Source organism: Erwinia psychrophila (assembly GCF_039023475.1).
GTDB lineage: Bacteria > Pseudomonadota > Gammaproteobacteria > Enterobacterales > Enterobacteriaceae > Erwinia.
This window is the reverse complement of record NZ_JBCHVB010000001.1, coordinates 634446-658519: the sequence shown is the minus strand read 5'-3', so window position 1 is coordinate 658519 and position 24074 is coordinate 634446. Positions and strand designations below refer to the sequence as shown.

The following is a 24074-nucleotide window of genomic DNA, read 5'->3' as shown; positions in this document are numbered from 1 at the left end:
CGCATCCGCATCAAGGAGAAAGCATGCAGGATTTACTTAAGCTCACCCTCAGCGGCGGAAAGCCCACCTCCCTCTCCGGCAGCACCGCGCATCTGAACTGGCAGTGGCTGGATGAGGGGATCCTCGAGATGACCCCGCACGCGTGCAGCGCGCAGGCGGTGGTAGTCTCAGCAGGGATCCACGGCAATGAAACTGCGCCCGTGGAGATCCTAAACGCGCTGGTCAGCGAGCTGCTTGCGGGAACGCAGCCGCTGGTACCGCGTCTGTTAGTGATTTTTGGCAATCCTGCCGCGCTGCGTGAGAATAAGCGCTATCGCAACATCGACGTGAACCGGCTGTTTGGCGGCCGCTGGCAGCAGCACGAAGACTGCTCTGAGGCCCGCCGCGCCTGGCGGCTGGAGCAGGCGCTGGAAACCTTCTGGCAGGCGGGGGATAGTGAGGAAGTTCGCTGGCATCTTGATCTGCATACGGCGATCCGCGGCTCTTACCATAGCCGTTTTGGCGTACTGCCGCAGCGCGACACGCCCTGGCCAGAGGAATTCTTACAGTGGCTTACCGCCGCCGGACTGGAGGCGCTGGTTTTCCACCGCGCGCCGGGCGGCACCTTCACCCATTACAGCTCGCAGCATTTCCAGGCGGCAAGCTGCACGCTGGAGCTGGGCAAGGCGCAGCCGTTTGGCACCAACGATCTCAGCCAGTTTTCAGCGGCGCGCGACGCGCTGGCCGCAATGCTCTCCGGCAGGCCGCTGCCTGAACCTGCCGGCGCGCCGCAGCGTTATCGCGTGTCGCAGCAAATAACGCGCGGTTCGGAGGCGTTTCAACTGCATATGAGTGCAGAGACCCTGAACTTTACCGCTTTCCCTCAGGGAACGCTGCTGGCTGAAGATGGCAGTAAACGCTATTTCGTCCAGCAGGCCAGAGAATATGTGCTGTTTCCCAATCCAGCCGTGGCGACAGGCCAGCGCGCCGGACTGATGCTGGTAGAGGATAATCAGCATAATGAGGCGCTGAGCTGACCCTCTGAGGTCGCTGTTCACACCTGCCGTAGAAATACGGCAGTTCCCGTATTCTCCGGACTGACAATTTCCTTCCCCAAGCCTGCTCCCTGCATTACACTCCTCCATAATTCCTGCATTAATCCCTTCAAATTCATATTTACTAGCATTTCCTCACGCTATTCTTCGCATTCTCTCCATGATTGACCGCATTTTGTCTTTTATGCTTTCAGGGCTTTACTCACCCTCTGAGTAATTGACGTTGAACACAATAAACTTGTTTTCGACATCGCGACAAAACGTCGCTACTGAAATAAACAGTAAGGACATGATTATGCGTAAATTAACTTCTCTTGTTGTGGCTATGACTCTGGCTATGGGTGCGGCGAACATTGTTCATGCGGCGGCGGATAACATTACCCCTCCACCAGCCGGCGCAGAGAAATCTGCCATGCATAAGCCACCGCGTCACGGTGGGATGCACGGTATGTTCAAGGGACTGAACCTGACCGACGCGCAGAAACAGCAGATGCGCACCATTATGGATAACGCCCATAAAGATATGAAGCGCCCCTCACTGGAAGAGCGCCGCGCTATGCACGACGTCATCGCCTCTGACAGCTTCGACGCATCCAAAGCTGAAGCTCAGGCCACCCGGATGAGTACAGAAGGCAAAACGCGGGCCCTGAAAATGATGGAAACGCAGAATAAGCTCTATAACGTGCTTACGGCGGAGCAGAAAAAACAGTTTAACGAGAACTTTGAAAAGCGCCTGACTGAAAAACCGCATCACAAAGGTGAAATGATGCACGCCGGCGAGTAAGGCTTAAGGCACCGGCTGAAACCGCCGGCGCTGCTCAGGGAGTCCCGGGCAGCGCCGGCGGTTTTTTGCGGTTCAGTAAAGTGGGACGATGGGATATTTTCCGCTAAGCACAGGTTTGCAGAGGATTTTATAACCGTCGCTGTCAAAACCCTTTGGCGTGGAGGTCAGATGGCGCGCTTCCGCCAGATCGCTGACGGACCCGAGATAGAACCAGTTATTGATCACATGGATCTGCGTCTGGCTTACCCCTTCTTCCACCACCCCAACCGCGCCTTCCCACGGCCAGCACATTACCCTGACGCGCTCAAGGGCATCCATCAGGCGCTGGTGGTGATCCTCAAGCGGTTCTCTGCCGCAGCAGGCTCCGGCGCAGCGTCCCAGGCTTGCCCGGAAGCAGGCGCGGTTTTTACTCAGGCTCTCCAGCCCCAGCAGCCCCAGGCAAAGACGCTCCTCATCCGCGATGGTCTGCAGCTTTTCCAGCGCCGCCCGGCGGCTGGCGTAGAGGCCAAACAGATTCGGCGTATGGGAAAAATCCACCTCTTTGGCAAATACCACGCTGGGCTTATGCTGGCTGATATGCAGGGAACAGAGCTGGCGGTTTTTACGCAGTCGCTTATTGAACAGCGGCTGCTGCACTTTGATCATCTGCGCTTCCAGCAGCAGCGCGCCCAGATCGCCCGCGGTGGAGATCCAGGTCACGTGCCTGGCCTGACGCAGCATTTTTGCTTCATCGGCCGTACGGAAATGCGACATTACCCGGCTGCGCAGATTCACGCTTTTTCCGATATAGAGCGGCATGGTTTCGCTCTCACCGTGAAAAATATAGACGCCAGGCAGAGCGGGAAGCCCTTCCAGCGAGGGGCGAAGATGTTCGGGATACTGATAGATTGCCGCCGGTTCAAATTCCAGGCGATGAGAGACGACGCGTCTGACCACTTTGCACTCCGGTTACTGTTTACTTATACAGTGTAACAGGGGCGTGCTGGATAAAAAAGCGCCGCCGTAAATCTGAGCGCCAAAAAAGGGCGGCCAGCGCCGCCCCGGATTCATAAAAAGCGATTATCTTTTCCAGAAATCATCAAAAACGGTTACCGGCGGACGGCGTTTGTGTTCCGTCTTCAGATACCAGCCTTCGATCACCTTTGCCGCAGATTCATCAACCGTTTTCCCTTCCAAGTACTGGTCAATCATCTCGTAGGTTACGCCAAGCGCCACTTCGTCCTGAAGGCCTGGCCGATCATCTTCGAGATCTGCTGTAGGATGCTTAAGGTAGAGATGTTCAGGACAACCCAGCGCTTTCAGCAGCTGCTTCCCCTGGCCTTTGTTCAGGCGGAAGAGCGGGTTAATGTCGGTTCCGCCGTCGCCATATTTGGTGAAGAAGCCGGTTACCGCCTCAGCGGCGTGATCGGTACCCACCACCAGGCCCGAGGTCATACCGGCGATGCTGTACTGCGCCTTCATGCGCTCACGGGCCTTTTCGTTACCGCGAACGAAATCAGAAAGTTCCACTCCGGCTTCCCGCAGCGCTTTCTCGCTGGCCAGCACCGCTTCTTTGATATTCACGGTCAGCACGCGGTCAGCCTTGATGAAATCCAGCGCATCCTGACAATCCTGTTCATCAGCCTGTACGCCGTGGGGCAGGCGGACAGCAATAAACTGATAATCGGCATTACCTGTCTCTTCGCGCAGTTCGCTGATAGCCATCTGGCTGAGCTTACCGGCCAGGGTCGAATCCTGCCCGCCGCTGATACCCAGTACCAGCGAGCGGATAAAGGAATGCTTTTTAAGATAGGCCTTTAAAAAATCAACGCTGGTACGGATTTCCTGGCTGACGTCAATCGTGGGCTTAACGCCCAGCGCGTCGATAATTTCCTGTTGCAGTGCCATTTACCTCTCCTCAGATTCAGCGCCTGTTGCAGGCGGCAGGGGCGAAAACCTCTGCATTAAAACTAACGCGCCTGGCGGCAAACAACAAGTTTCAATCAAGCTGTTCGCGCGCCTTTAACGCTTATTCAGCCTGTTCCGGTTTTTTTGCCAGCAGGGCAAACATCGCGATCGCCAGCATATAGCAGCCAAAGATAGTCAGGGTCATCGTCAGTACCGAGGTGCCGCCAATGCCGGTAATCGGCACGGCGATGCCGCCAAGCGTAAACATCGTCACGCCCATCACCGCCGAGGCGCTGCCCGCCCGGTGGCCCTGGCTCTGCATCGCAAGCGAAGCGGCGGCAACCCCAACCGCCCCATTGCTGGCCACGCTGAAGAAGAGGGTGACCAGCACAACCGGTAGCGCCGCGCCGGTCAGTCCCGCAATCAGCAGGCTGCCGGAGGAGACGAATGCCAGCGTCAGCGCGCCTTTAAGTACCCGATATTCACCCCAGAGCGGACTGAGTCTGGCGCTAATCTGCGAGGCCAGGATAAGCCCGATGCCGTTGGCCGCAAAGCAGAAGCTGAACGCCTGGGGCGACAGGCTGTAAATCTCCTGCAAAACAAAGGGTGAGGCGCCAATGTAGGCAAACATCCCGGACATCATAAAGCCCTGGGTGAGGCAGAAACCCATAAAGGGGCGATGTATCACGATCTGGCCCAGCGCCGCCCATGCGGACAACACGGAGCCTTTGCTGCGCCGTTCCGGCGGCAGCGTTTCATGAAGCTTAAGCCGGGACAGCACAAACAGCAGTACGGCAATGACCGCAATCACCATAAACAGACCGCGCCAGTCGAGCACTGCCATCAGCGCGCCGCCCATCACCGGCGCGGCGATGGGGGCCAGACCGTTGACCAGCATCAGAAGGGCGAAGAAACGGGTCAGATCGTGCCCGCTGTACATATCACGCGCAATCGCCCGCGATAATACAGCACCGCCCGCGCCTGACAGGCCCTGGAACAGGCGTGCCAGCAGCAGCTGGTTAATGTCCTGCGCCATTGCGCAACCGACGGAGGCGATCAGCAGCAGGAACAGCGAAAGCAGCAGGGGATTAATACGGCCAAACTTATCGCTCATCGGGCCGAAGATAAGCTGGCCGAGTCCCAGTCCCAGCAGCCCCGCCGTCAGACTGAGCTGCGCGGTAGCGGTGGGCGTATTGAGATCCTGAGCGAGTCCCGGCAGGGCGGGCAGGTACAGGTCGATGCATAGCGGGCCAAGCGCGGCAAGCAGACCGAGCGTAATGGCATAACCAAAGCGGACAGGTTGTGCAGGTGTCATGAATCCTCTGTCTTAAAAAGTTGTTCGATAAGTTGTTGGTAAAGGGTGCAAAGCTGATCTGGCGACGCTTTCTGCGGCGCCAGCCGGCGAAATGAGGTGCCTTCAATCAGCGCGGCAAGCAGCTCCACGCCGGTCCTGACGCGTTCATCACTGAGCGCAGGATGCGCTTTTTTAACGTTGAGGCAGGCCCGGGTAAACATACGCTCGTCGGCATCGACCAGCATACGGGCCACCACCGGATTGCGGGTGGCTTCTGCGGCCACCTCCAGCATCAGGGCGTCATCCTCTTCAGGATGCAGCGTGCGCGAGGCCAGCAGTCGTGGCAGGTTGGCGGTGGACGCGGCCTCTTCCATGTGAACCAGGCGGGCATCAATAATGCGCCTGACGATCTCCTCGATAATCGCTTCTTTGTTGATAAAGTAGCGATAGATCTGGCCCACGCTCAGGCGAGCCTCTTCAGCCAGCCGCGCCATGCTGGCACCGTGAAAACCTTCCCGGCGAAAGCAGCGCCTGGCCGCGCGGATAATCTCATCCTGACGCTGTTGGTGCCTGGCATCCCGGGCTTCGTTAGACGTCATAATCCTCACCTTATTACGCGACATGCCGCGTACTCTTCGCGGGGTAAAAAACTGAGAGTGAACGTTCATTCTCAATGCGCGCAGTATAAAGCGGCGACGGAAAATGAAAAGCGTTTTTCGTGCGGCAGCGCAGATGCCGGCCTGAGCACGCATGGCCGCTGACCTGTCCGTAAATGCGTAAAAAGTCTTAAAGTGGATGTTGGTAAAGGAATTTTTTCGTTACAAAGTTGAATAATTGCCACTTATGTTCCAGGCTTAACGCCACATGGACAATCAATGAGGAATAAAAACATGAATAAAGTAACAGGATTTCTTGGTGCTGCGGTGGCGCTGGCCGTATTGTCTGGCTGTACTGCATACGATCGTGCTGAAAGCTACGTGACCAAACCCGTCGTGCAGGATGTGAAAAAAGGCATGACCCGTGAGCAGGTGCGTGAAATCGCCGGCCCGGCCTCCACCGAAGTAACCATGGTTCATGCCCGCGGCACCTGCCAGACCTACGTTCTGGGTGAGCGCGACGGCAAGGCTCAGACCTATTTCGTCAGCTACAGCGATACGGGTCGCGTGATGAACTACGGCTTCCAGAGCTGTAAAGACTACGATACCGATCCGCAGGCCGCTCAGTAATCTGCCAGCAGTAACGACGTTATTATCAGAACCCGTCAGCGCATGCGCCGGCGGGTTTTTTACTGTTTTTCCTTTTCATTCTCTTTTGTGTCGCCCATCCGGATAATCCCCACGCCTGATAATCACCATTCTGTTTCCCCGTAAGAGTAATTCCTTTATTAACGTCCCAGAGTAATCTTCCTTCAAGTCTTCACTATGCCTCACTGCCATGTTAACGGCTCCTGCGCTGTGGGATTTATAAAGTCGCAGCATTTATCACGTACCGTTTTACCTATTGAGAAGGAAGGTCGATACCTGTTATTGCAATAGTAAGAGAGTGAGACAGGTGACAGAATCGGGCGGGAAGTTTGATGCGATTTGCGGTGAGGAGGGGGTGATGGCCTTTTATGGTGAAAGGTGTGGCAGCTAAACCTGCTCTGCCACACCTTAATGGCTCAACCCGCAAGAAGGGTTATGCCGGGACGCTTAGCGCCTTCTGGCTGCGTGACCAGATCCGGTGCGCGCCCATGGCGGAAAGGAATTCGCTCATCAGCACGCCTTCCGCCTTGCTGTCTTCCACGATGCCTTCTTCACGATCGCTGTCGCCCAGGCCAAACTGCGGCTTAAAGCGTCGCGCATCGCCACTCAGACCAATCACCTTAAGGTGCTTGTAGGCTTCCAGCAGGAAGTAGCAGGCGTCGCCGTTCAGCAGCAGGGCATCTATATTGCCGTCCGGTACGATGACCGCATCGAAAGTCAGCGAAGGCAGCCCGCTGAAGGTGGCGTCAATGGGCAGATCCGAACCGTCATCCGCGCGGACCTGACCCATATGCTTCGCCAGCAGCTTGGCGTGCACGCCCTGCGCCTTAAGCTCTTGCAGGATAGCGAGGACATCCGCCGCCACAACCCCGTCACTGAGCAGCAGGGCGACCTGGCGTCCCTTGATGGAACCGCTTGGGATCGCGTACAGGCTCAGGCTGGCATCCTTTTTCAGGCCGTTTACATCCTTCGGCGGCGCGGTATGCATTTTCTCGTCCGACAGGGCGATGCCCAGATTTTCCGCCACGCCGTTGGCGAGCGATACGTCGATATGCACCAGATGATCCACCACGCGCTCGCGAATATAGGCGCGGGCCACTTTGCTCAGCTCAAAAGAGAAGGCGTCAATGATGTGCTGCTGCTCAACCGGCGTCTGGCTGTTCCAGAACAGGCGCGGCTGGGAATAATATTCGCCGAATGAAGGGCTGCGCTCGCGCACCTTATGCCCTTCAATACGCTCCTGATAGCTCTCAAATCCGCCGCGATGCGGGGAAGGAGGCGTTTCACGAGGCCAATTATCATTGATGGAATTCGGCTCATAGTTAGCCGGATTGGTGTCGATATCCATCCGGTGCATGCCCTGACGCTGGAAGTTATGGTAAGGGCAAACCGGGCGGTTAATCGGGATTTCATGGAAATTAGGCCCGCCAAGGCGGCTGATCTGCGTATCGGTATAGGAGAACAGGCGGCCCTGTAACAGCGGATCGTTGGTAAAATCCATTCCCGGCACGATATGGCCCGGATGGAAGGCTACCTGCTCGGTTTCGGCAAAGAAGTTATCCGGATTACGGTTCAGCACCATCTTACCAATCAGCTCAACCGGCACCAGCTCCTCAGGAATGAGTTTGGTGGCATCCAGCAGATCGAAATCAAATTTGAATTCGTCCTCTTCCGGGATCAGCTGTACACCCAGTTCATATTCCGGGAAATCCCCCGCTTCGATCGCTTCCCACAGGTCACGACGGTGAAAATCGGGATCGCGTCCCGTCAGCTTTTGCGACTCATCCCAGAGCAGGGAAGCTTTGCCTGCAACCGGCTTCCAGTGGAAGCGGACGAAGGTGGCTTTACCTTCAGCATTGATAAAGCGGAAGGTGTGGATGCCGAAACCTTCCATGGTGCGATAGCTGCGCGGAATGCCGCGATCGGACATGGCCCATATCACGTTATGCAGCGTTTCCGGCTGGAGCGAGACGTAATCCCAGAAGGTGTCGTGGGCGCTCTGGCCCTGAGGGATTTCGTTGTGTGGCTCAGGCTTAACGGCATGCACGAAGTCCGGGAACTTGTGGGCATCCTGAATAAAGAAGACCGGCGTATTATTTCCGACAAGGTCAAACACGCCTTCATCGGTATAAAACTTGGTGGCGAAGCCACGAATGTCACGAACCGTGTCCGCCGAGCCTGCGCCGCCCTGGACGGTGGAGAAGCGCACAAAAACCGGCGTCTGCTGCTCAGGGCTGCGCAGAAAATCCGCTTTAGTGAGGTGGCTCATATCGCGATAGGGCTGGAAATAGCCATGGGCTGCCGATCCGCGGGCGTGCACAATGCGTTCCGGAATACGCTCGTGGTCAAAGTGGGTGATTTTCTCACGCAGGATAAAATCTTCCAGCAGCGTCGGGCCGCGGGTGCCGGCTTTCAGTGAGTTCTGGTCATCGGCAATGCGTGTCCCCTGATTGGTCGTCAGTGGGAAATTCTCACCGCCCTTGCGGAAGGTGTCGAGCGCATCAAGTTTGGCGTTGTGCGTTTGCGGAGATTTCAGGCTACCGGGTGCGGTAGGCTCTTTTCCGGGCGGCGTGGGTTCAGAGGAAGGTTTGTGTGAGCCATCTGCCGGCGCGAGCGAATCGAGTCCGGGCTTGGCCGATTCCGGTCCGGTGGAGGGGGCGTTATGGCTCAGTTCCTTATTGTCAGTTTCTTTCGACATCTTCACTTGCTCCTGATAGTCGTTCTACGATTGCAATAACTATAGAACAGTCAGGCCAGTACGCCTGAAAAGTGCAGGGGTAAGTGCAGGTTGAGGTTAAAATTAAGAGGATTCATGACGGGAGGGGCAAAAAAGAGGCCGGCAGATGCCGGCCCCGGAAGTGCGGTTAGCGGTGAGCAAGCTCAACGTCGTGTTCAGCATCAGCGTTCAGCAACGCTTTATCGGTCTGCTTCAGCCACTGGCTGGTCAGCGTACCGGCCGTCATTGATCCGTTCACGTTCAGCGCCGTACGGCCCATGTCGATCAGCGGCTCAATGGAGATCAGCAGCGCCACCAGCGTGACGGGCAGGCCCATGGTGGGCAGCACAATCAGCGCCGCGAAGGTCGCCCCGCCGCCCACGCCAGCCACGCCGGCGGAACTGAGGGTGACAATGCCCACCAGCGTAGCGATCCAGAGCGGATCGAAGGGGTTGATGCCGACGGTCGGAGCAACCATCACCGCCAGCATCGCCGGATAGAGTCCTGCACAGCCGTTCTGGCCGATAGTGGCGCCAAACGAGGCGGAGAAGCTGGCGATAGACTCCGGCACGCCCAGTCGGCGCGTCTGTGCTTCCACGTTAAGCGGAATGGTGGCGGCGCTTGAACGGCTGGTAAAGGCGAAGGTGATCACCGGCCAGACTTTGCGGAAAAAGCGCTTCGGATTGACGCCATTCACCGACAGCAGCAGGGCATGTACGGCAAACATCATCGCCAGACCGAGGTAGGAGGCGACCACAAAACCGCCCAGCTTGACGATGTCGGCCACGTTGGAGCTGGCGACAACTTTGGTCATCAGCGCCATCACGCCGAACGGCGTCAGCTTCATGATCAGACGAACCAGCTTCATCACCCACGACTGCAGGACATCGATAGCCGCCAGCACGCGCTCACCTTTCGGCTTGTCATCACGCAGCAGATGCAGCGCCGCCACGCCCAGGAAGGCGGCGAAAATCACCACGCTGATAATTGAGGTCGGGCTGGCACCTGCCAGTTCCGCAAACGGGTTTTTAGGAATAAATGAGAGCAGCAGCTGCGGCGTGGAGAGGTCGGCAACCTTACCGGCATAATTGGTCTGCAACGCGGCCAGCCGCGCCGTTTCCTGCGCGCCCTGTACCAGACCGTTGGCATTAAGGTCGAACAGCCAGGTCACAAAGACGCCGACCAGCGCGGAGATCGCGGTGGTGAACAGCAGCACGCCAATCGTCATCACGCTGATTTTGCCCAGTGCGGACGCGTTATGCAGACGGCCCACGGCACTCAGGATCGAGACAAAGACCAGCGGCATGACAATCATCTGCAGCAGCTGTACGTAGCCATTACCGACAATATTAAACCAGCTTATCGACTCTTTCAGAACCGGGCTGTCAGAACCATAAATAGTATGCAGCACCAGGCCAAACAGTACGCCAATAACCAGGCCTACCAGAACTTTTTTGGACAGGCTCCAGCCTGCGCTGCCGCTTTTCGCGAGAATAACTAACAGCGCCACAAAGGCGGCGAGGTTAGCAAGTAGTGGAAGATTCATCCCCATGTCTCCAGTCAGAACAGCGATTTTGCCTTCGCCGTATCGCTTCATCTAGTTTTATCGCGCAGCAAATGCGCGCAGTGCCAGCATGGTAGCAGTTCATTTCTGCGCGGCTATATACTCAAATGGAATGGGTTATAACTAAATGCTGTTTTCCGCTGGCTTAGTGAGCGGATTGCGCAGGAATGAGGCGATCAAGCCCGTTTTGGACCCAGATCACCATATCCGCAGGCCAGCCTGAGGCGCCAAAAGGCGTCATTTCAGGCTGAAACCACAGGGCGCAACCGATCAGTATCAGGCACAGGGTACGCTCAAGCTGATTCCCATTCTGGCTTCTGAGTATGGGAAAGCGGAACCGCCAGCGGCAGGGCCAGAGCAGCGGAACGCCCGCAGGCGTGAGCATATCGGCCACGATATGGCTAAGGTAGCCCAGTACCATGCCCTGTAAGGCATCGGCGGGGATAAACGCGCCCTGAGGGACCTTGAGCTGGAACAGCGCAATACCACCCAGCACCGCCAGCAGACTGTGGGTAAATCCGCGGTGTCCAAAAGCGCGGGCGATGGGCTGCGAGAGCCAGCGGAACCGCTGACCGAGAAACGATTTGGGATGATCGATATCGGGCAGCAGGCAGGTCAGCAGCGTCGCCGGAACAACGTGCCACCAGTCGCCGTTAGCCAGTTCGGGGGTCAGTTCCGCCCGTTTGGCAAAAATAGCGCTGGCGATGGCGAAAAGAAGATGGCCTTCGGCCGTCATGGGAAATACCTGGCTGCATTGCTGTCAATCCATCCAGTATAGGGGATATATACAGTAGAATAAATATGTGACGCTGTAACCAAAGATAAATATTTTAACAAACTGATAAAAAGTTCGTTTTAACCCTGCCAGTTTCGTTTTTAACAGTCAGCAAACCATTGCGGCACTGCGCTGCTGATTGATTCCGGTCCCTGCCGGCAGCCCTTTCTGCGGCCGGCAGGCCCGTTACCTATTTTCCGTGCAGATGGGCCGTGCTCAGCGCCTCCAGAGAGGAGAGCTGGACGTCGGCCAGCGCCCAGCGTGCATCATCTGCAAAATCGGGTGCGGGAATAACCACAGAGCGCATGCGGGCGGCTTTGGTGGCAATCATACCGTTAACCGAATCCTCCAGCGCAACGCAGTTAAGCGGATCGACGCCGAGCTGTGCCGCCGCGTCAAGATAGACCTGCGGATGCGGCTTGCTGTAGGGCAGTGATTCGGCAGAGACGACGGCGTCAAAATAGTCACGAAGGTTAAACATCTCCAGCACGTGCTCCAGCATATGCAGCGGAGAAGCAGAGGCCAGCCCGATTTTTAAGCCTTCCGCCTTGCAGAGTTTCAGCGCTGACTCCACGCCGGGCAGCAGCGGGCGGGTTTCCTGCACCAGATTCAGCGCCCGGGTAATGATGCGCTGCGTCACTTCCTGCTGACTGGGGCCGTTCCAGGGCAGCGTTTCATACCACATCCGTACGACCTGATCGATGCGCAGTCCCAGCGTGTCTGGCAGTTCGCCACGACGGGAAAGATCCACTTCCAGAGTGGAAAAAATGTCCATCTCAGCGCGATCCCACAGCGGCTCTGAGTCAATCAGCAGGCCATCCATATCAAAAATCGCAGCAAGCACAGGACGGGAATAGGACATTTTACGGCTCCGTTAAACAGTTTGTGAACACCTTAGCATGAAGTGCTGGCAGGCAACATCCGCGGACTCCCTCTCTGCCTGCAAGGCTCGCTTCCTGCTGAGACAGAAGGAAGCCTGCTGTAGCCGATGCATAACAGCATCACTTTTTTCAGGCACATTTTACCGGCTGAGGGTAAACTTAGAGCCTTACATCAAAAGGACAGGAGAAAGCATGACATATCAACAGGCTGGCAGAGTTGCGATAGTGAAGCGCATCGCTGGCTGGATTATTTTTATTCCGGCACTGATTTCCACGCTTATTTCACTGATGCTTTTTCTGGAAAAAAGCCGGGAGCAGCGGGAAGGGATCAACGCTGTAATGCAGGATTTTTCACACGTTATGATCGATATGATCCGCTTCAATACTTCCTTTCTTAATGGCTTCTGGAGTCGCTCTCCGGTGCCGGACTTCAATCATTCCAGTAATCTCAGCTTCTGGCTGATCTACATACTGATTTTCGTCGGACTGGCGCTTCAGGCTTCGGGAGCCAGAATGTGGCGACAGTCGAGGCATCTGAAAGAAGGGATCGAGGATCAGCTTATTCTGGAGAATGCCCGAGGCGCTGAAGGCCGCAGCCGTCAGCAGCTGGAAGAGAAGCTTGTCGTGCCGCGCCACACGATTTTTTTGCAGATTTTTCCCCTCTATGTACTGCCAGTACTTATCGCTGCGGGCGGCTACTTCATCCTTAAACTGCTCGGCTTTATCTACTGATAAGCGGCGATGCTCTCCCGCCTCAGGCCGGGCGGGCGTGCTGTTTTCCCAGCTCATCTTCATCAAGCAGCGCGCCAACCGCCTGCTGCGCCTCGCCGAGCCAGTGACCGCCAAATACGTTCGCCCGGTTGAGCAGATAGTAGAGCTGATAAACGGACTGACGCTGCCGGAAGTCCTGGGGAAGAGGCCAGACCGACTGATAGCCTTCAAGGATTTGCCGGGGCAGCGTGGGATACCAGGCAAGCATCGCCAGGTCGCATTCCCGATCGCCCCAGTAGCAGGCCGGATCGAAAATCCATGGGCCAGTGTCACTGCCGCCGCAGTTGGCGGGCCAGAGATCGCCATGTAGCAGAGAAGGCTGGGGCTGGTGGGTGCTCAGAACGCGCTGGGCGCACTGAACGATCAGCTCGATATTGCCATACTGAATGCCTTTTTCCGCGGCCAGCTGAAGCTGCCAGCCAATACGCTGCTCGGCAAAAAAGACTGACCAGCGTCGCAGCCAGCTGTTGGGTTGGGGAGAGGTGGTGATATTGTTATCGTAATCAAGCCCAAACTGCGTCTGTTCACTCCACTGATGCAGCTGTGCAAGCTGTTCGCCCAGCTGCCAGGCGCTCTGCTCATCAAGCGGACGCAGGGGGATATATTCAAGCAGAAGGAAGCTGACATCCCGATCGCTGCCAACGCCGTAAACTTCGGGCACCCTTACTGTCTTTGTCCGGGCCAGCATCTGCAGCTGGTCAGCCTCCCAGGTGAAGAGATCCAGCATTTCACGGCTGTTACACTTCACAAAAACCTCCCGTTCCCCGTAGCGGATACGCCAGGCGGGATGGACGTCGCCGCCCGGAAGTTCCGTACGCTCGCTGATTTCTGCGCTGCCTGAGTACTCGCTTAACAGACGACTAATGGCTGACCACATCGGGTTTTCCTCTTTCGCTGTACATTGCAGAGATGCTGATAGTAACGCTTAAATAATAACCAAAACCAGCGGTTGCGCACGGCAGAGGCGATCTTTTACAAAATATTAGCTTTTAGTCTCCTGCTGGAACGCTTCCCAGGTCTGTATCTCCACCTCAGGCTTCTGGCCCAGCGCCATCTCTGCCAGGCCTTCAGCCTGTTGACGGACGCTCTCTTCATCCAGCGCGCTGACGATGCCGAAACTGTTGGTGCCCAGCTCACGAGGATGGCCCTCCTTATCGCTAAGCGCGGTGGAAAAACCCCCGTTAACCAGGGCACTGTTAAGTTCAAGAATATCGGTCAGGCCGTCTTCCTGATAGCGGAAAGTCACTACGTACTGCACAACGTCTGATGTACCCATATTTCACCTCGTTAAATCTGAAATCATTAAAGAACGGCGGTTTATATAAAATGCTGACCCTAATGAGAGCTGAGAACAAACAGGTCCTTTCACTAAGAAGCGCCACCTGAACTAACTTTTCAATCAACTGCGGATTATAAGCTTAGTCTATTGGCAGCGAGGACGGCGGAGAGGGAAATGACAGGTTGATAATGAGATTAATTATCATTACTATTTTGCAACCTTTTTTATGCTCTGGAGCCTGACGTGCTACCTGCTCTGAAATATGCTTCTCTGACCACTCTGCTGGCGATCTCCTCCTCCGCTTTGGCAACCACTTATCCCGTCACGCTGACCGACATTGATGGCCAGCAAATTACCCTTAAAAAAGAGCCCCGGCGCATCGTGCTCCAGGACGGACGCGACATTCTCGCTCTGGCTTTGCTGGATCGCGATAATCCGTTTCATCGTCTGGTTGCCTGGAATAATTTGCTGAAAAAAAGCGACGGCGCTACCTGGTCACTGATGAACAAAAAGTGGCCTGAGTCCGGTAAAATCACCGATATGGGCTTTAGCGATAAGGGCGAGGTCAATCTTGAAAGCGTGGTGGCGCAACATCCCGATCTGATGATCGCGCAACTTCGCTCCAGACCTTCACTCGTACAGACCGGCGTGCTGGACAAAATGAAGCAGCTGGGCGTGCCGGTGCTGTTTATTGATACTTTTGAAAATCCAGTTACCGATACCCCCGCCAGTATTACCACGCTGGGTGTGGCGCTGAATCGTGAAGCAGAAGCAAAAGCCTATACCGATTTTTATCAGCGCCACTATCAGGCGATTATTGATAAAACCCGCAGCGTCAGGCCGCAGCCGCTGGTGTTTGTAGAGGCGAAGGCGGGGCTGGGCGGACTGGAGTCCTGCTGTTTCACCCATGCGCACGTAGGCTGGGGCGCAATGGTGGAAGCGGTGGGGGCGAAGAATATTGGTTCAGAACTGCTGCCCGGCGCCACTGGCGATGTCTCGCTGGAGAAAGTTATCGCCATGAAGCCGGATACTTATATTATTTCCGGCGCGCAGTGGGCAACCAACGCTAACGCCGCCGTGCCTTTTGGCTATAACGTCACCCAGGCTCAGGTCAACGCTGCGTTTAACAACATGAAGCAGCGTCCCGGCTTTGCGCAAGTTTCCGCCGTCAGGAACGGCCATTTCTACGGTATTTATCACCACTTCTATAACCATCCTTACAACATTGTCGGGCTGGAGTATCTGGCGAAGTTTATTTATCCGCAGCAGTTTACCTCTCTGGACCCGAATCAGACCTGGAAAGAGATCGTCACCCAGTTCACGCAGGTGCCGTTGGGGAAAGGCATATTGGGTGCACAGGCTCCTTCAGAGTGAAACGCAGCGCAAAGGAATGAAGTGTAAACGTCTTCTTAAGGGAGGCGTTTCATTGAGTAACACATGAGTGGGGTAGGGAATAACGGCTTTAAGGACGGGCTGTTTTATTGAGAAACACTTTGCAATCAGACAGATACATCTTGAAGAAAAATCTTATTTACAGCCTGCTGTAAAACGATCGAATACCTTCTATAATCCGCGCCGGTAATGGGAATACTCCCATTTAAGTGGCTTTTTCACTTCTCCCGCGGAAAAAAGCGCGATTTAATAAAATGTTACGATTTCAGGCGTAAATTGCATTGATCGCCCTTCAGAATTCTTCAGACTCCTTTTTTTCACATTGTCGTATGGATCACATTTAATGAAAGCGCTTAACAAGCTCTCTGTAGTTCTTTTGCTCGCCGGTGGCGCGCTCTGCCAGCAGGCAGTGGCTGATAATAACGTGTTTACGGTCATGGATGATCCGGCCACGGCAAAGAAAGATTTCGAAGGTAACGCGTCGGCGGGTTATCTTGCTCAGACCGGCAATACCACCAGCTCATCGCTTTCGGCGAATACCAATATGACCTGGTATCAGGAAAGAATGGCCTGGAGCCTTTGGGGAAATGCGACCAATACCTCATCAAATGATGAGCGTTCAGCCGAAACCTATCAGATCGGTGGGCGTTCACGCTTCAACGTCAATAATTATGACTATCTCTTTGGCCAGGCAAGCTGGCTGAGCGATCGCTTTAACGGTTACGATGGTCGCTCCATTCTCGTGGCCGGTTACGGTCGTCAGCTGCTGAATGGCCCCATCCACTCGCTGCGTCTGGAAGCGGGTCCTGGCGTACGTTATGATGACTATCATGACGGCGGCGATGACACTCAGGTGCTGGCCTACGGTGCAGTAAGCTATCAGTGGCAGCTGACGGATACGACACGGTTTGTGCAGGGCGTTTCCGTTCTGGGCAGCGATGACACTACCGTCAACTCCGAAACGGGTTTACAGGTAGCCATTAACGATCACTTCTCGCTGAAGCTGGCCTATAACGTCACCTGGAACCAGAATCCGCCTGCCTCAGCGCCGGATAAAACGGACACTAAAACCTCCGTCATGCTCTCCTACGCAATGTAGTCCGCTGTGGGCTGGTTTACCGCCGGCCCATCGCAATATTTTTGGGCGGGCTACTTTGCTACTAAGCCCGCAGCCCGACAGCACCTTCCTTGCGCGATTAACGCAACGCGTTCTGATTTCCCTTAAGGCAGCCTTCATACGTTCCCATTCTTAAGTTGATGATGTCAGTCGGTTTACTGATTCAATGTGACAGGTCGCCGCGTCGTGCAATTTGTCTCCATGGCGTGTAAGATGTTCGCTTCTCAAGAGTTTTTTGCCAGAGGCAAACTTTTGTTCAGGTATACCAGGCTGTGTACCAAACTGGCAAATGTGAGTCGGTTTCAAGTGCTAACAGCTTGTTGTATAAAGTGAAAAATGACTTTTGTATGTAGCCTTGCGTATGGGTTACCACTGCAATTAAGGATGTTAAATGCCCGTAATTACTCTTCCTGATGGAAGTCAGCGTATTTTCGACCACGCCGTCAGCGTGATGGACATTGCTCAGGATATCGGTCCTGGCCTGGCGAAAGCCTGTATCGCCGGTCGCGTAAATGGTGAGCTGGTGGATGCCGCCGATCCGATTACCGACGATGCGAATGTCGCTATCATCACCGCGAAAGACGAAGCAGGTCTGGAAATTATCCGCCACTCGTGCGCGCACCTGCTCGGTCATGCTATCAAGCAGCTGTGGCCTGACACCAAAATGGCCATAGGCCCGGTTATCGACAACGGCTTCTACTACGATGTCGACATTGACCGCACCCTGACTCAGGAAGATATTGAGCTGCTGGAAAAGCGTATGCACCAGCTGGCCGAAACGAATTATGACGTCATCAAGAAAAAGGTGAGCTGGCAGGAAGCGCGTGACGCGTTTGCCGCCCGTGGCGAAACCTACAAGATGACGATTCTTGATGAAAATATCAGCCATGATGACCAGCCTGGCCTTTATCATCACGAAGAATATGTGGACATGTGCCGTGGCCCTCACGTGCCGAACATGCGCTTCTGTCACCATTTCAAACTTCAGAAAATTTCCGGTGCTTACTGGCGCGGCGACAGCAACAATAAGATGCTTCAGCGCATCTACGGTACTGCCTGGGCTGACAAAAAGCAGCTGGCGGCTTACCTGCAGCGTCTGGAAGAAGCGGGCAAGCGCGACCACCGTAAAATCGGTAAGCAGCTTGACCTCTACCATATGCAGGAAGAAGCACCGGGTATGGTCTTCTGGCACAATGATGGCTGGACGATCTTCCGCGAGCTGGAAGTTTTTGTGCGCAGCAAGCTGACCGAATATGACTATCAGGAAGTGAAGGGTCCGCTGATGATGGACCGCGTTCTCTGGGAAAAAACCGGACACTGGGAAAACTACAAAGAAGCGATGTTCACCACCTCTTCGGAGAACCGTGAATACTGCATCAAACCAATGAATTGCCCAGGACACGTGCAGATTTTCAATCAGGGTCTAAAATCATACCGCGACCTGCCGCTGCGTATGGCCGAGTTTGGTAGCTGCCACCGTAATGAACCTTCCGGTGCGCTGCACGGCCTGATGCGCGTTCGCGGCTTCACCCAGGATGATGCTCACATCTTCTGTACGGAAGAGCAGGTGCGCGCCGAGGTGAACAGCTGCATTCGTATGGTCTACGATATGTATGGCACTTTCGGTTTTGAAAAAATTGCGGTAAAACTCTCTACCCGTCCGGTTAAGCGTATTGGCTCCGACGAGCAGTGGGACCGTGCCGAGGCTGACCTGGCCGCCGCGCTGGAAGAGAACAATATTCCGTTCGAATACCAGCCGGGCGAAGGCGCCTTTTACGGCCCGAAAATTGAGTTTACCCTGCACGACTGCCTTGACCGCGCCTGGCAGTGCGGCACCGTTCAGCTGGACTTCTCGCTGCCGGGTCGCCTCAGCGCCTCATACGTAGGCGAAAACAATGAACGTCAGGTGCCGGTGATGATCCACCGTGCAATTCTGGGTTCTGTGGAGCGCTTTATCGGTATTCTTACCGAAGAGTATGCCGGTTTCTTCCCAACCTGGCTCGCTCCTGTACAAGTAGTGGTGATGAATATCACCGATGGCCAGTCCGAATATGTTGCAGAATTGACCCAAAAACTTCAGAATGCGGGCATTCGGGTAAAAGCGGACTTGAGAAACGAGAAGATTGGCTTTAAAATCCGCGAGCACACTTTACGTCGTGTCCCGTATATGTTGGTCTGTGGTGATAAAGAGGTGGAAGCAGGCAAAGTTGCCGTTCGCACCCGCCGTGGTAAAGACCTGGGAAGCATGGATGTAAATGACGTGATCGCGAAGCTGCAGCAAGAGATACGCAGTCGCAATCTTCATCAACTGGAGGAATAAAGTATTAAAGGCGGAAAACGAGTTCAACCGGCGCGTCCTAATCGCATTAACAGAGAAATCCGCGCCACAGAGGTACGTCTGACTGGCGTCGATGGCGAGCAGATTGGTATTGTCAGTCTGAATGAGGCTTTAGAAAAAGCTGAAGAGGCGGGCGTTGATTTAGTTGAAATCAGCCCTAACGCCGAGCCGCCCGTTTGTCGTATCATGGATTACGGCAAATTCCTTTACGAAAAAAGCAAATCTTCTAAAGAACAGAAGAAGAAGCAAAAAGTTATCCAGGTTAAGGAAATTAAATTCCGTCCTGGAACCGATGATGGCGACTATCAGGTAAAACTACGCAACCTGATTCGCTTTCTCGAAGAGGGCGATAAAGCCAAAATCACGCTGCGTTTTCGCGGTCGTGAAATGGCGCACCAGCAGATCGGTATGGAAGTGCTTAACCGCGTCCGTAAAGATCTGTGTGAAGACATGGATCTGGCGATTGTCGAATCCTTCCCTTCGAAGATCGAAGGTCGTCAGATGATCATGGTGCTCGCTCCGAAGAAGAAACAGTAGGCTTAAAAGTAATAAACGCCGCCGCGGCTTCGCGCCGCGCGGTTTTTATTCGCCTGTCTGGTTCATTTTATTAACAATGCGAAGTGGATGTTTTAAATGCCAAAGATTAAAACTGTACGTGGCGCCGCCAAGCGCTTCAAGAAGACCGCCTCTGGCGGCTTCAAGCGTAAGCACGCTAACCTGCGTCATATTCTGACCAAAAAGTCTACCAAGCGTAAACGCCACCTGCGCCCTAAAGGCCTGGTATCTAAAGGCGATCTGGGTCTGGTTATTGCCTGCCTGCCGTACGCTTAAGTAAACCCTTTTTAGTACCCAACCGCTTCCGGATGGCCGCCAGGTGTGGCACGACGGAAGGGGGAAGGTAAAACAGAATATTAACAGGAGAGCTAAATGGCTCGTGTAAAACGTGGTGTAGTTGCTCGCGCACGTCACAAAAAAATCTTAAAACAAGCTAAAGGCTATTACGGTGCACGTTCACGTGTTTACCGCGTTGCCTTCCAGGCTGTTATCAAAGCTGGTCAGTATGCTTACCGTGACCGTCGTCAGCGTAAGCGTCAGTTCCGTCAGCTGTGGATCGCGCGTATCAACGCCGCGGCACGCACTAACGGTATCTCTTACAGCCGTTTCATCAATGGCCTGAAAAAGGCATCTATTGAGATCGACCGTAAGATTCTGGCTGACATCGCTGTATTCGACAAAGTGGCATTTACTGCACTGGTAGAAAAAGCGAAATCAGCTCTGGCGTAAGTCAGATGGAAGAGGGAGCTTGTCTCCCTCTTTTATTTTATGTAACCTTCGCAAAAGTTTGACATTTCTGCCGCTGCGCTTTTCAATAGTGGGCACGTTGCAGGATCGGGCAGGGTAACAAGGTACACAAGCATGAACGCCAATTTTCGTTTCTTTTTTTACTTTAGCACCTGAGTATCGGGGGCTTCTGCGCAAAGAAAAGAAACGAAAATTCGCGCCGAAAGCCTCCCTCGTGGAGGCTTTTTTGTTTCTGGCGTCGCTGATATCGGACGACCCGTCGTCCCCATAAAAAACAGACCGGCCACGGGGGCTGGAAGAAGAGGAAAGCATGTCACATCTAGCAGAACTGGTGGCAAACGCGCAAGCGGCCATTGCGGATGCCCACGATGTTGCCGCGTTAGACACGGTACGCGTTGAATATCTCGGGAAAAAAGGGCATCTGACGCTGCAGATGACCACGCTGCGCGAGCTGCCTGCGGAAGAGCGTCCGGCAGCCGGTGCGGTAATTAATGAAGCGAAACAGCAGGTTCAGGATGCGCTGAATGCCCGTAAGAACACGCTGGAGTCCGCTGCACTGAACGCACGCCTTGCAGAAGAGACCATTGACGTTTCGCTGCCGGGTCGCCGTATCGAAAATGGCGGCCTGCACCCGGTTACCCGCACTATCGACCGCATTGAGACGTTCTTTGGCGAGCTGGGCTTTGCCGTGGTAACCGGACCGGAAATTGAGGATGACTATCACAATTTCGATGCGCTGAATATCCCCGGCCATCACCCGGCGCGCGCCGACCACGACACCTTCTGGTTCGACGCCACGCGTCTGCTGCGCACCCAGACTTCCGGCGTGCAGATCCGCACCATGAAAAACCAGCAGCCGCCGATCCGCATCATCGCCCCTGGCCGCGTCTACCGTAATGACTACGATCAGACCCACACGCCAATGTTCCACCAGATGGAAGGCTTGATCGTAGATAAGAACATCAGCTTTACCAATCTGAAAGGGACGCTGCACGATTTCCTGCGCAACTTCTTTGAGGAAGATTTACAGGTGCGTTTCCGTCCCTCTTACTTCCCGTTTACCGAACCCTCTGCTGAAGTGGACGTGATGGGTAAAAACGGTAAATGGCTGGAAGTGCTGGGCTGCGGCATGGTGCATCCGAACGTGCTGCGCAATGTAGGCATCGACCCTGAGGTCTATTCAGGCTTCGCCTTTGGTATGGGAATGGAGCGTCTGACCATGCTGCGCTATGGCGTGACCGATCTGCGTGCCTTCTTCGAAAATGATTTACGTTTCCTCAAACAGTTTAAATAAAGGCGGGTCTTCCGATGAAATTCAGCGAACTCTGGTTGCGTGAGTGGGTTAACCCGGCCATCGACAGCGCAGCACTCTCAGAACAGATTACCATGGCCGGCCTGGAAGTGGACGGCTTGGAAGCCGTCGCCGGCACTTTCCATGGCGTGGTGGTGGGTGAAGTGGTGGAATGCGGCCAGCACCCGAACGCGGATAAACTGCGCGTCACTAAAATCAACGTTGGCGGCGAGCGCCTGCTTGATATTGTTTGCGGTGCGCCAAACTGCCGTCAGGGCCTCAAAGTGGCCGTCGCCACCATCGGTGCAGTACTGCCGGGCGACTTTAAAATTAAGGCGGCCAAGCTGCGCGGCGAGCCTTCTGAAGGGATGCTTTGCTCCTTCTCCGAACTGGGTATTTCTGACGATCATAGCGGCATTATCGAACTGCCGCAGGATGCGACAGTGGGTACCGATATCCGGGAATTCCTCAAGCTTGACGACAGCACCATCGAAATCAGCGTTACCCCGAACCGTGCTGACTGCCTGAGCATCCTGGGCGTGGCGCGTGATGTGGCCGTGCTGAATAAGCTTCCTCTGACCGAACCGGATATTACGCCCGTTGCGGCTTCCATCCAGGAGACGTTCCCGATCCGCGTGGATGCGCCAGACGCCTGCCCGCGCTATCTGAGTCGTGTGGTCAGGAATATTAACGTGAAGGCGAATACGCCTCTGTGGATGCGTGAAAAGCTGCGTCGCTGCGGCATCCGCTCCATCGATCCGGTTGTTGATATCACCAACTTTGTGCTGCTTGAGCTGGGGCAGCCGATGCATGCCTTCGATCTCGACCGCATTGACGGCGGGATCGTTGTGCGGATGGCGGAAGAGGGCGAAACCCTGACGCTGCTTGACGGCACAGAAGCGAAGCTAAATGCTGATACCTTAGTAATTGCCGATCACCATAAAGCGCTGGCCATGGGCGGGATTTTTGGCGGCGAGCACTCGGGCGTTAATGAAGAAACGACCAGCGTCCTTTTTGAATGTGCGTTCTTCAGCCCGCTGTCGATTACCGGCCGCGCACGTCGCCTGGGGCTGCACACCGATGCTTCCCACCGTTATGAGCGCGGTGTCGATCCGGCGCTACAGTTTAAAGCAATAGAGCGCGCTACGCGCCTGCTTCTTGATATCTGCGGCGGCGAAGCTGGCCCGGTCATTGACGTCACCAGCGAAGCTGCATTGCCGCAACGCGCCACTATTACGCTGCGTCGTGAAAAGCTGGATCGCCTGATTGGCCATGTAATCGCCGATGGGGACGTCACCGATATTCTGAGCCGTCTGGGCTGCGAAGTCACTGCTACCGAAGGTGAGTGGAAAGCCGTCGCGCCCAGCTGGCGCTTCGACATCGCAATCGAAGAAGATCTGGTGGAAGAAGTCGCGCGTATTTACGGCTATAACAACATTCCAGATGTGCCCGTTCAGGCCGGTCTGGTGATGACTCGCCATCATGAGGCGAGCCTGTCGCTCAAGCGCGTCAAAGCGATGCTGGTAGACAAAGGCTACCAGGAAGCCATTACCTACAGCTTCGTCGATCCGAAAGTTCAGGCGCTGCTGCATCCGGGTGAAGAGAATCTGCTGCTGCCAAGCCCGATTTCGGTAGAGATGTCCGCTATGCGCCTTTCGCTGTGGAGCGGCCTGCTCTCAGCGGTGGTTTACAATCAGAATCGTCAGCAAAGCCGCGTACGTCTGTTCGAAAGCGGGCTGCGCTTTGTGCCTGATACACAAGCAAACCTGGGCATCCGTCAGGACGTTATGCTGGCGGGCGTGATTAGCGGTACCCGCTATGAAGAGCACTGGGATCTGGCGCGTCAGGCAGTTGACTTCTATGATTTGAAAGGTGATTTAGAATCCGTCCTGGATTTAACCGGCAAACTGGACGATATTGAGTTCCGTGTTGAAGCGAATCCTGCGCTGCACCCAGGTCAGAGCGCCGCCATTTATTTACGCGGTGAACGGATTGGTTTTATCGGTGTGGTGCACCCGGAACTTGAACGGAAACTGGATCTTAACGGCCGTACCCTGGTGTTCGAACTGGAGTGGGATAAGGTGGCAGACCGCGTCCTGCCTGATGCGAGCGAGATTTCGCGCTTCCCGGCAAACCGCCGCGATATCGCCGTTGTGGTGGCTGAAAATGTCCCGGCAGCAGATATCATCGCGGAGTGTAAGAAAGTTGGCGTAAATCAGATAGTTGGCGTAAACTTGTTTGATGTGTACCGTGGTAAGGGCGTAAATGAAGGTTTTAAGAGCCTCGCTATCAGCCTGATTTTGCAAGATACCAGCCGGACACTCGAAGAAGAGGAGATTGCTGCAACCGTCGCCAAATGTGTTGCAGCGTTAAAAGAGCGATTCCAGGCAACCTTGAGGGATTGA

22 protein-coding genes, 1 pseudogene and 1 other annotated feature are annotated in these 24074 nt (G+C 54.9%); of the genes and pseudogenes, 13 read left to right on the top strand and 10 right to left on the bottom strand.

The annotated features are described in order from the left end of the window. Positions 1-23: 23 nt before the first annotated feature. Both astE and spy read left to right on the top strand, forming a co-directional pair. Positions 24-1016, top strand: a complete 993-nt coding sequence (gene astE / locus AAH446_RS02975) for a succinylglutamate desuccinylase (RefSeq protein WP_342905230.1) — start codon at positions 24-26, stop codon at positions 1014-1016. 313 nt (positions 1017-1329) lie between these two features. Further along, positions 1330-1818 (top strand): ATP-independent periplasmic protein-refolding chaperone Spy, encoded by a 489-nt coding sequence (gene spy, locus AAH446_RS02970; protein ID WP_342905229.1) that lies wholly within the window; start codon positions 1330-1332, stop codon positions 1816-1818. 72 nt (positions 1819-1890) lie between these two features. On the opposite strand, the gene cho is transcribed toward spy, so the two are convergent. The 4 genes from cho to AAH446_RS02950 all read right to left on the bottom strand — a co-directional run bounded on the left by cho (position 1891) and on the right by AAH446_RS02950 (position 5598). Then, the gene (cho, locus tag AAH446_RS02965) at positions 1891-2754 is read right to left on the bottom strand and encodes an excinuclease Cho (RefSeq protein ID WP_342905228.1); all 864 of its coding nucleotides are present in this window, start codon (positions 2752-2754) and stop codon (positions 1891-1893) included. 123 nt (positions 2755-2877) lie between these two features. Continuing rightward, positions 2878-3705 (bottom strand): ammonia-dependent NAD(+) synthetase, encoded by an 828-nt coding sequence (gene nadE, locus AAH446_RS02960; protein ID WP_342905227.1) that lies wholly within the window; start codon positions 3703-3705, stop codon positions 2878-2880. A gap of 121 nt (positions 3706-3826) precedes the next feature. Further along, positions 3827-5020, bottom strand: a complete 1194-nt coding sequence (locus tag AAH446_RS02955; protein ID WP_342905226.1) for a multidrug effflux MFS transporter — start codon at positions 5018-5020, stop codon at positions 3827-3829. After that, the gene (locus tag AAH446_RS02950; RefSeq protein ID WP_342905225.1) at positions 5017-5598 is read right to left on the bottom strand and encodes a TetR/AcrR family transcriptional regulator; all 582 of its coding nucleotides are present in this window, start codon (positions 5596-5598) and stop codon (positions 5017-5019) included. The genes AAH446_RS02955 and AAH446_RS02950 overlap by 4 nt, the downstream gene beginning before the upstream one ends. A 291-nt stretch (positions 5599-5889) precedes the next feature. Here AAH446_RS02950 and osmE point away from each other — a divergent pair, with 291 nt between their 5' ends. After that, complete coding sequence (gene osmE / locus AAH446_RS02945) at positions 5890-6225, top strand: osmotically-inducible lipoprotein OsmE (protein WP_342905224.1); 336 nt, start codon at positions 5890-5892, stop codon at positions 6223-6225. A 451-nt stretch (positions 6226-6676) separates the two neighbouring features. Here osmE and katE read toward each other — a convergent pair whose 3' ends face one another. The 4 genes from katE to hxpB form a co-directional block, all read right to left on the bottom strand. Then, entirely contained in the window at positions 6677-8941 is a 2265-nt protein-coding gene (katE, locus tag AAH446_RS02940) for a catalase HPII (RefSeq protein WP_342905223.1), read from the bottom strand. A 166-nt stretch (positions 8942-9107) separates the two neighbouring features. Further along, complete coding sequence (locus AAH446_RS02935; RefSeq protein ID WP_342905222.1) at positions 9108-10505, bottom strand: L-cystine transporter; 1398 nt, start codon at positions 10503-10505, stop codon at positions 9108-9110. 163 nt (positions 10506-10668) lie between these two features. Next, positions 10669-11259, bottom strand: coding sequence for a metal-dependent hydrolase (locus AAH446_RS02930; protein WP_342905221.1), 591 nt, complete (start codon positions 11257-11259; stop codon positions 10669-10671). A gap of 229 nt (positions 11260-11488) precedes the next feature. After that, positions 11489-12160 (bottom strand): hexitol phosphatase HxpB, encoded by a 672-nt coding sequence (hxpB, locus tag AAH446_RS02925; RefSeq protein WP_342905220.1) that lies wholly within the window; start codon positions 12158-12160, stop codon positions 11489-11491. Positions 12161-12371: 211 nt separating this feature from the next. On the opposite strand from hxpB, the gene AAH446_RS02920 reads away from it, so the two are divergent. Next, complete coding sequence (locus AAH446_RS02920; RefSeq protein WP_342905219.1) at positions 12372-12911, top strand: YniB family protein; 540 nt, start codon at positions 12372-12374, stop codon at positions 12909-12911. A 22-nt stretch (positions 12912-12933) separates the two neighbouring features. Here the strand turns inward: AAH446_RS02920 and AAH446_RS02915 are convergent, their stop codons facing one another. Both AAH446_RS02915 and ghoS read right to left on the bottom strand, forming a co-directional pair. Beyond that, on the bottom strand, positions 12934-13827 hold the full coding sequence (locus AAH446_RS02915) for a fructosamine kinase family protein (protein ID WP_342905218.1): 894 nt from the start codon (positions 13825-13827) through the stop codon (positions 12934-12936). A gap of 105 nt (positions 13828-13932) precedes the next feature. Continuing rightward, positions 13933-14226, bottom strand: coding sequence for a type V toxin-antitoxin system endoribonuclease antitoxin GhoS (gene ghoS / locus AAH446_RS02910; RefSeq protein ID WP_342905217.1), 294 nt, complete (start codon positions 14224-14226; stop codon positions 13933-13935). A gap of 246 nt (positions 14227-14472) precedes the next feature. On the opposite strand from ghoS, the gene AAH446_RS02905 reads away from it, so the two are divergent. The 9 genes and pseudogenes from AAH446_RS02905 (at position 14473) to pheT (ending at position 24074) form a co-directional block, all read left to right on the top strand. Continuing rightward, the gene (locus AAH446_RS02905) at positions 14473-15603 is read left to right on the top strand and encodes an ABC transporter substrate-binding protein (RefSeq protein ID WP_342905216.1); all 1131 of its coding nucleotides are present in this window, start codon (positions 14473-14475) and stop codon (positions 15601-15603) included. Positions 15604-15964: 361 nt separating this feature from the next. Next, positions 15965-16720, top strand: coding sequence for a DUF481 domain-containing protein (locus AAH446_RS02900; protein ID WP_342905215.1), 756 nt, complete (start codon positions 15965-15967; stop codon positions 16718-16720). A 409-nt stretch (positions 16721-17129) separates the two neighbouring features. Next, positions 17130-19058, top strand: a complete 1929-nt coding sequence (gene thrS, locus AAH446_RS02895; protein WP_342905214.1) for a threonine--tRNA ligase — start codon at positions 17130-17132, stop codon at positions 19056-19058. Positions 19059-19061: 3 nt separating this feature from the next. Further along, a complete protein-coding gene (gene infC / locus AAH446_RS02890; protein ID WP_071995442.1) occupies positions 19062-19613 on the top strand; it encodes a translation initiation factor IF-3 in 552 nt (183 codons plus the stop codon). A gap of 96 nt (positions 19614-19709) precedes the next feature. Then, a complete protein-coding gene (gene rpmI, locus AAH446_RS02885) occupies positions 19710-19907 on the top strand; it encodes a 50S ribosomal protein L35 (RefSeq protein ID WP_010275699.1) in 198 nt (65 codons plus the stop codon). Between the two features lie 96 nt (positions 19908-20003). Next, complete coding sequence (gene rplT, locus AAH446_RS02880; RefSeq protein WP_016169860.1) at positions 20004-20360, top strand: 50S ribosomal protein L20; 357 nt, start codon at positions 20004-20006, stop codon at positions 20358-20360. A 123-nt stretch (positions 20361-20483) separates the two neighbouring features. Continuing rightward, positions 20484-20609, top strand: a sequence feature (Phe leader region). After that, positions 20493-20534, top strand: a pseudogene (locus tag AAH446_RS02875) (hypothetical protein). (Overlaps the previous feature by 42 nt.) 79 nt (positions 20610-20688) lie before the next feature. After that, positions 20689-21672, top strand: a complete 984-nt coding sequence (gene pheS / locus AAH446_RS02870; RefSeq protein ID WP_342905213.1) for a phenylalanine--tRNA ligase subunit alpha — start codon at positions 20689-20691, stop codon at positions 21670-21672. A 14-nt stretch (positions 21673-21686) separates the two neighbouring features. Then, positions 21687-24074, top strand: a complete 2388-nt coding sequence (pheT, locus tag AAH446_RS02865) for a phenylalanine--tRNA ligase subunit beta (protein WP_342905212.1) — start codon at positions 21687-21689, stop codon at positions 24072-24074.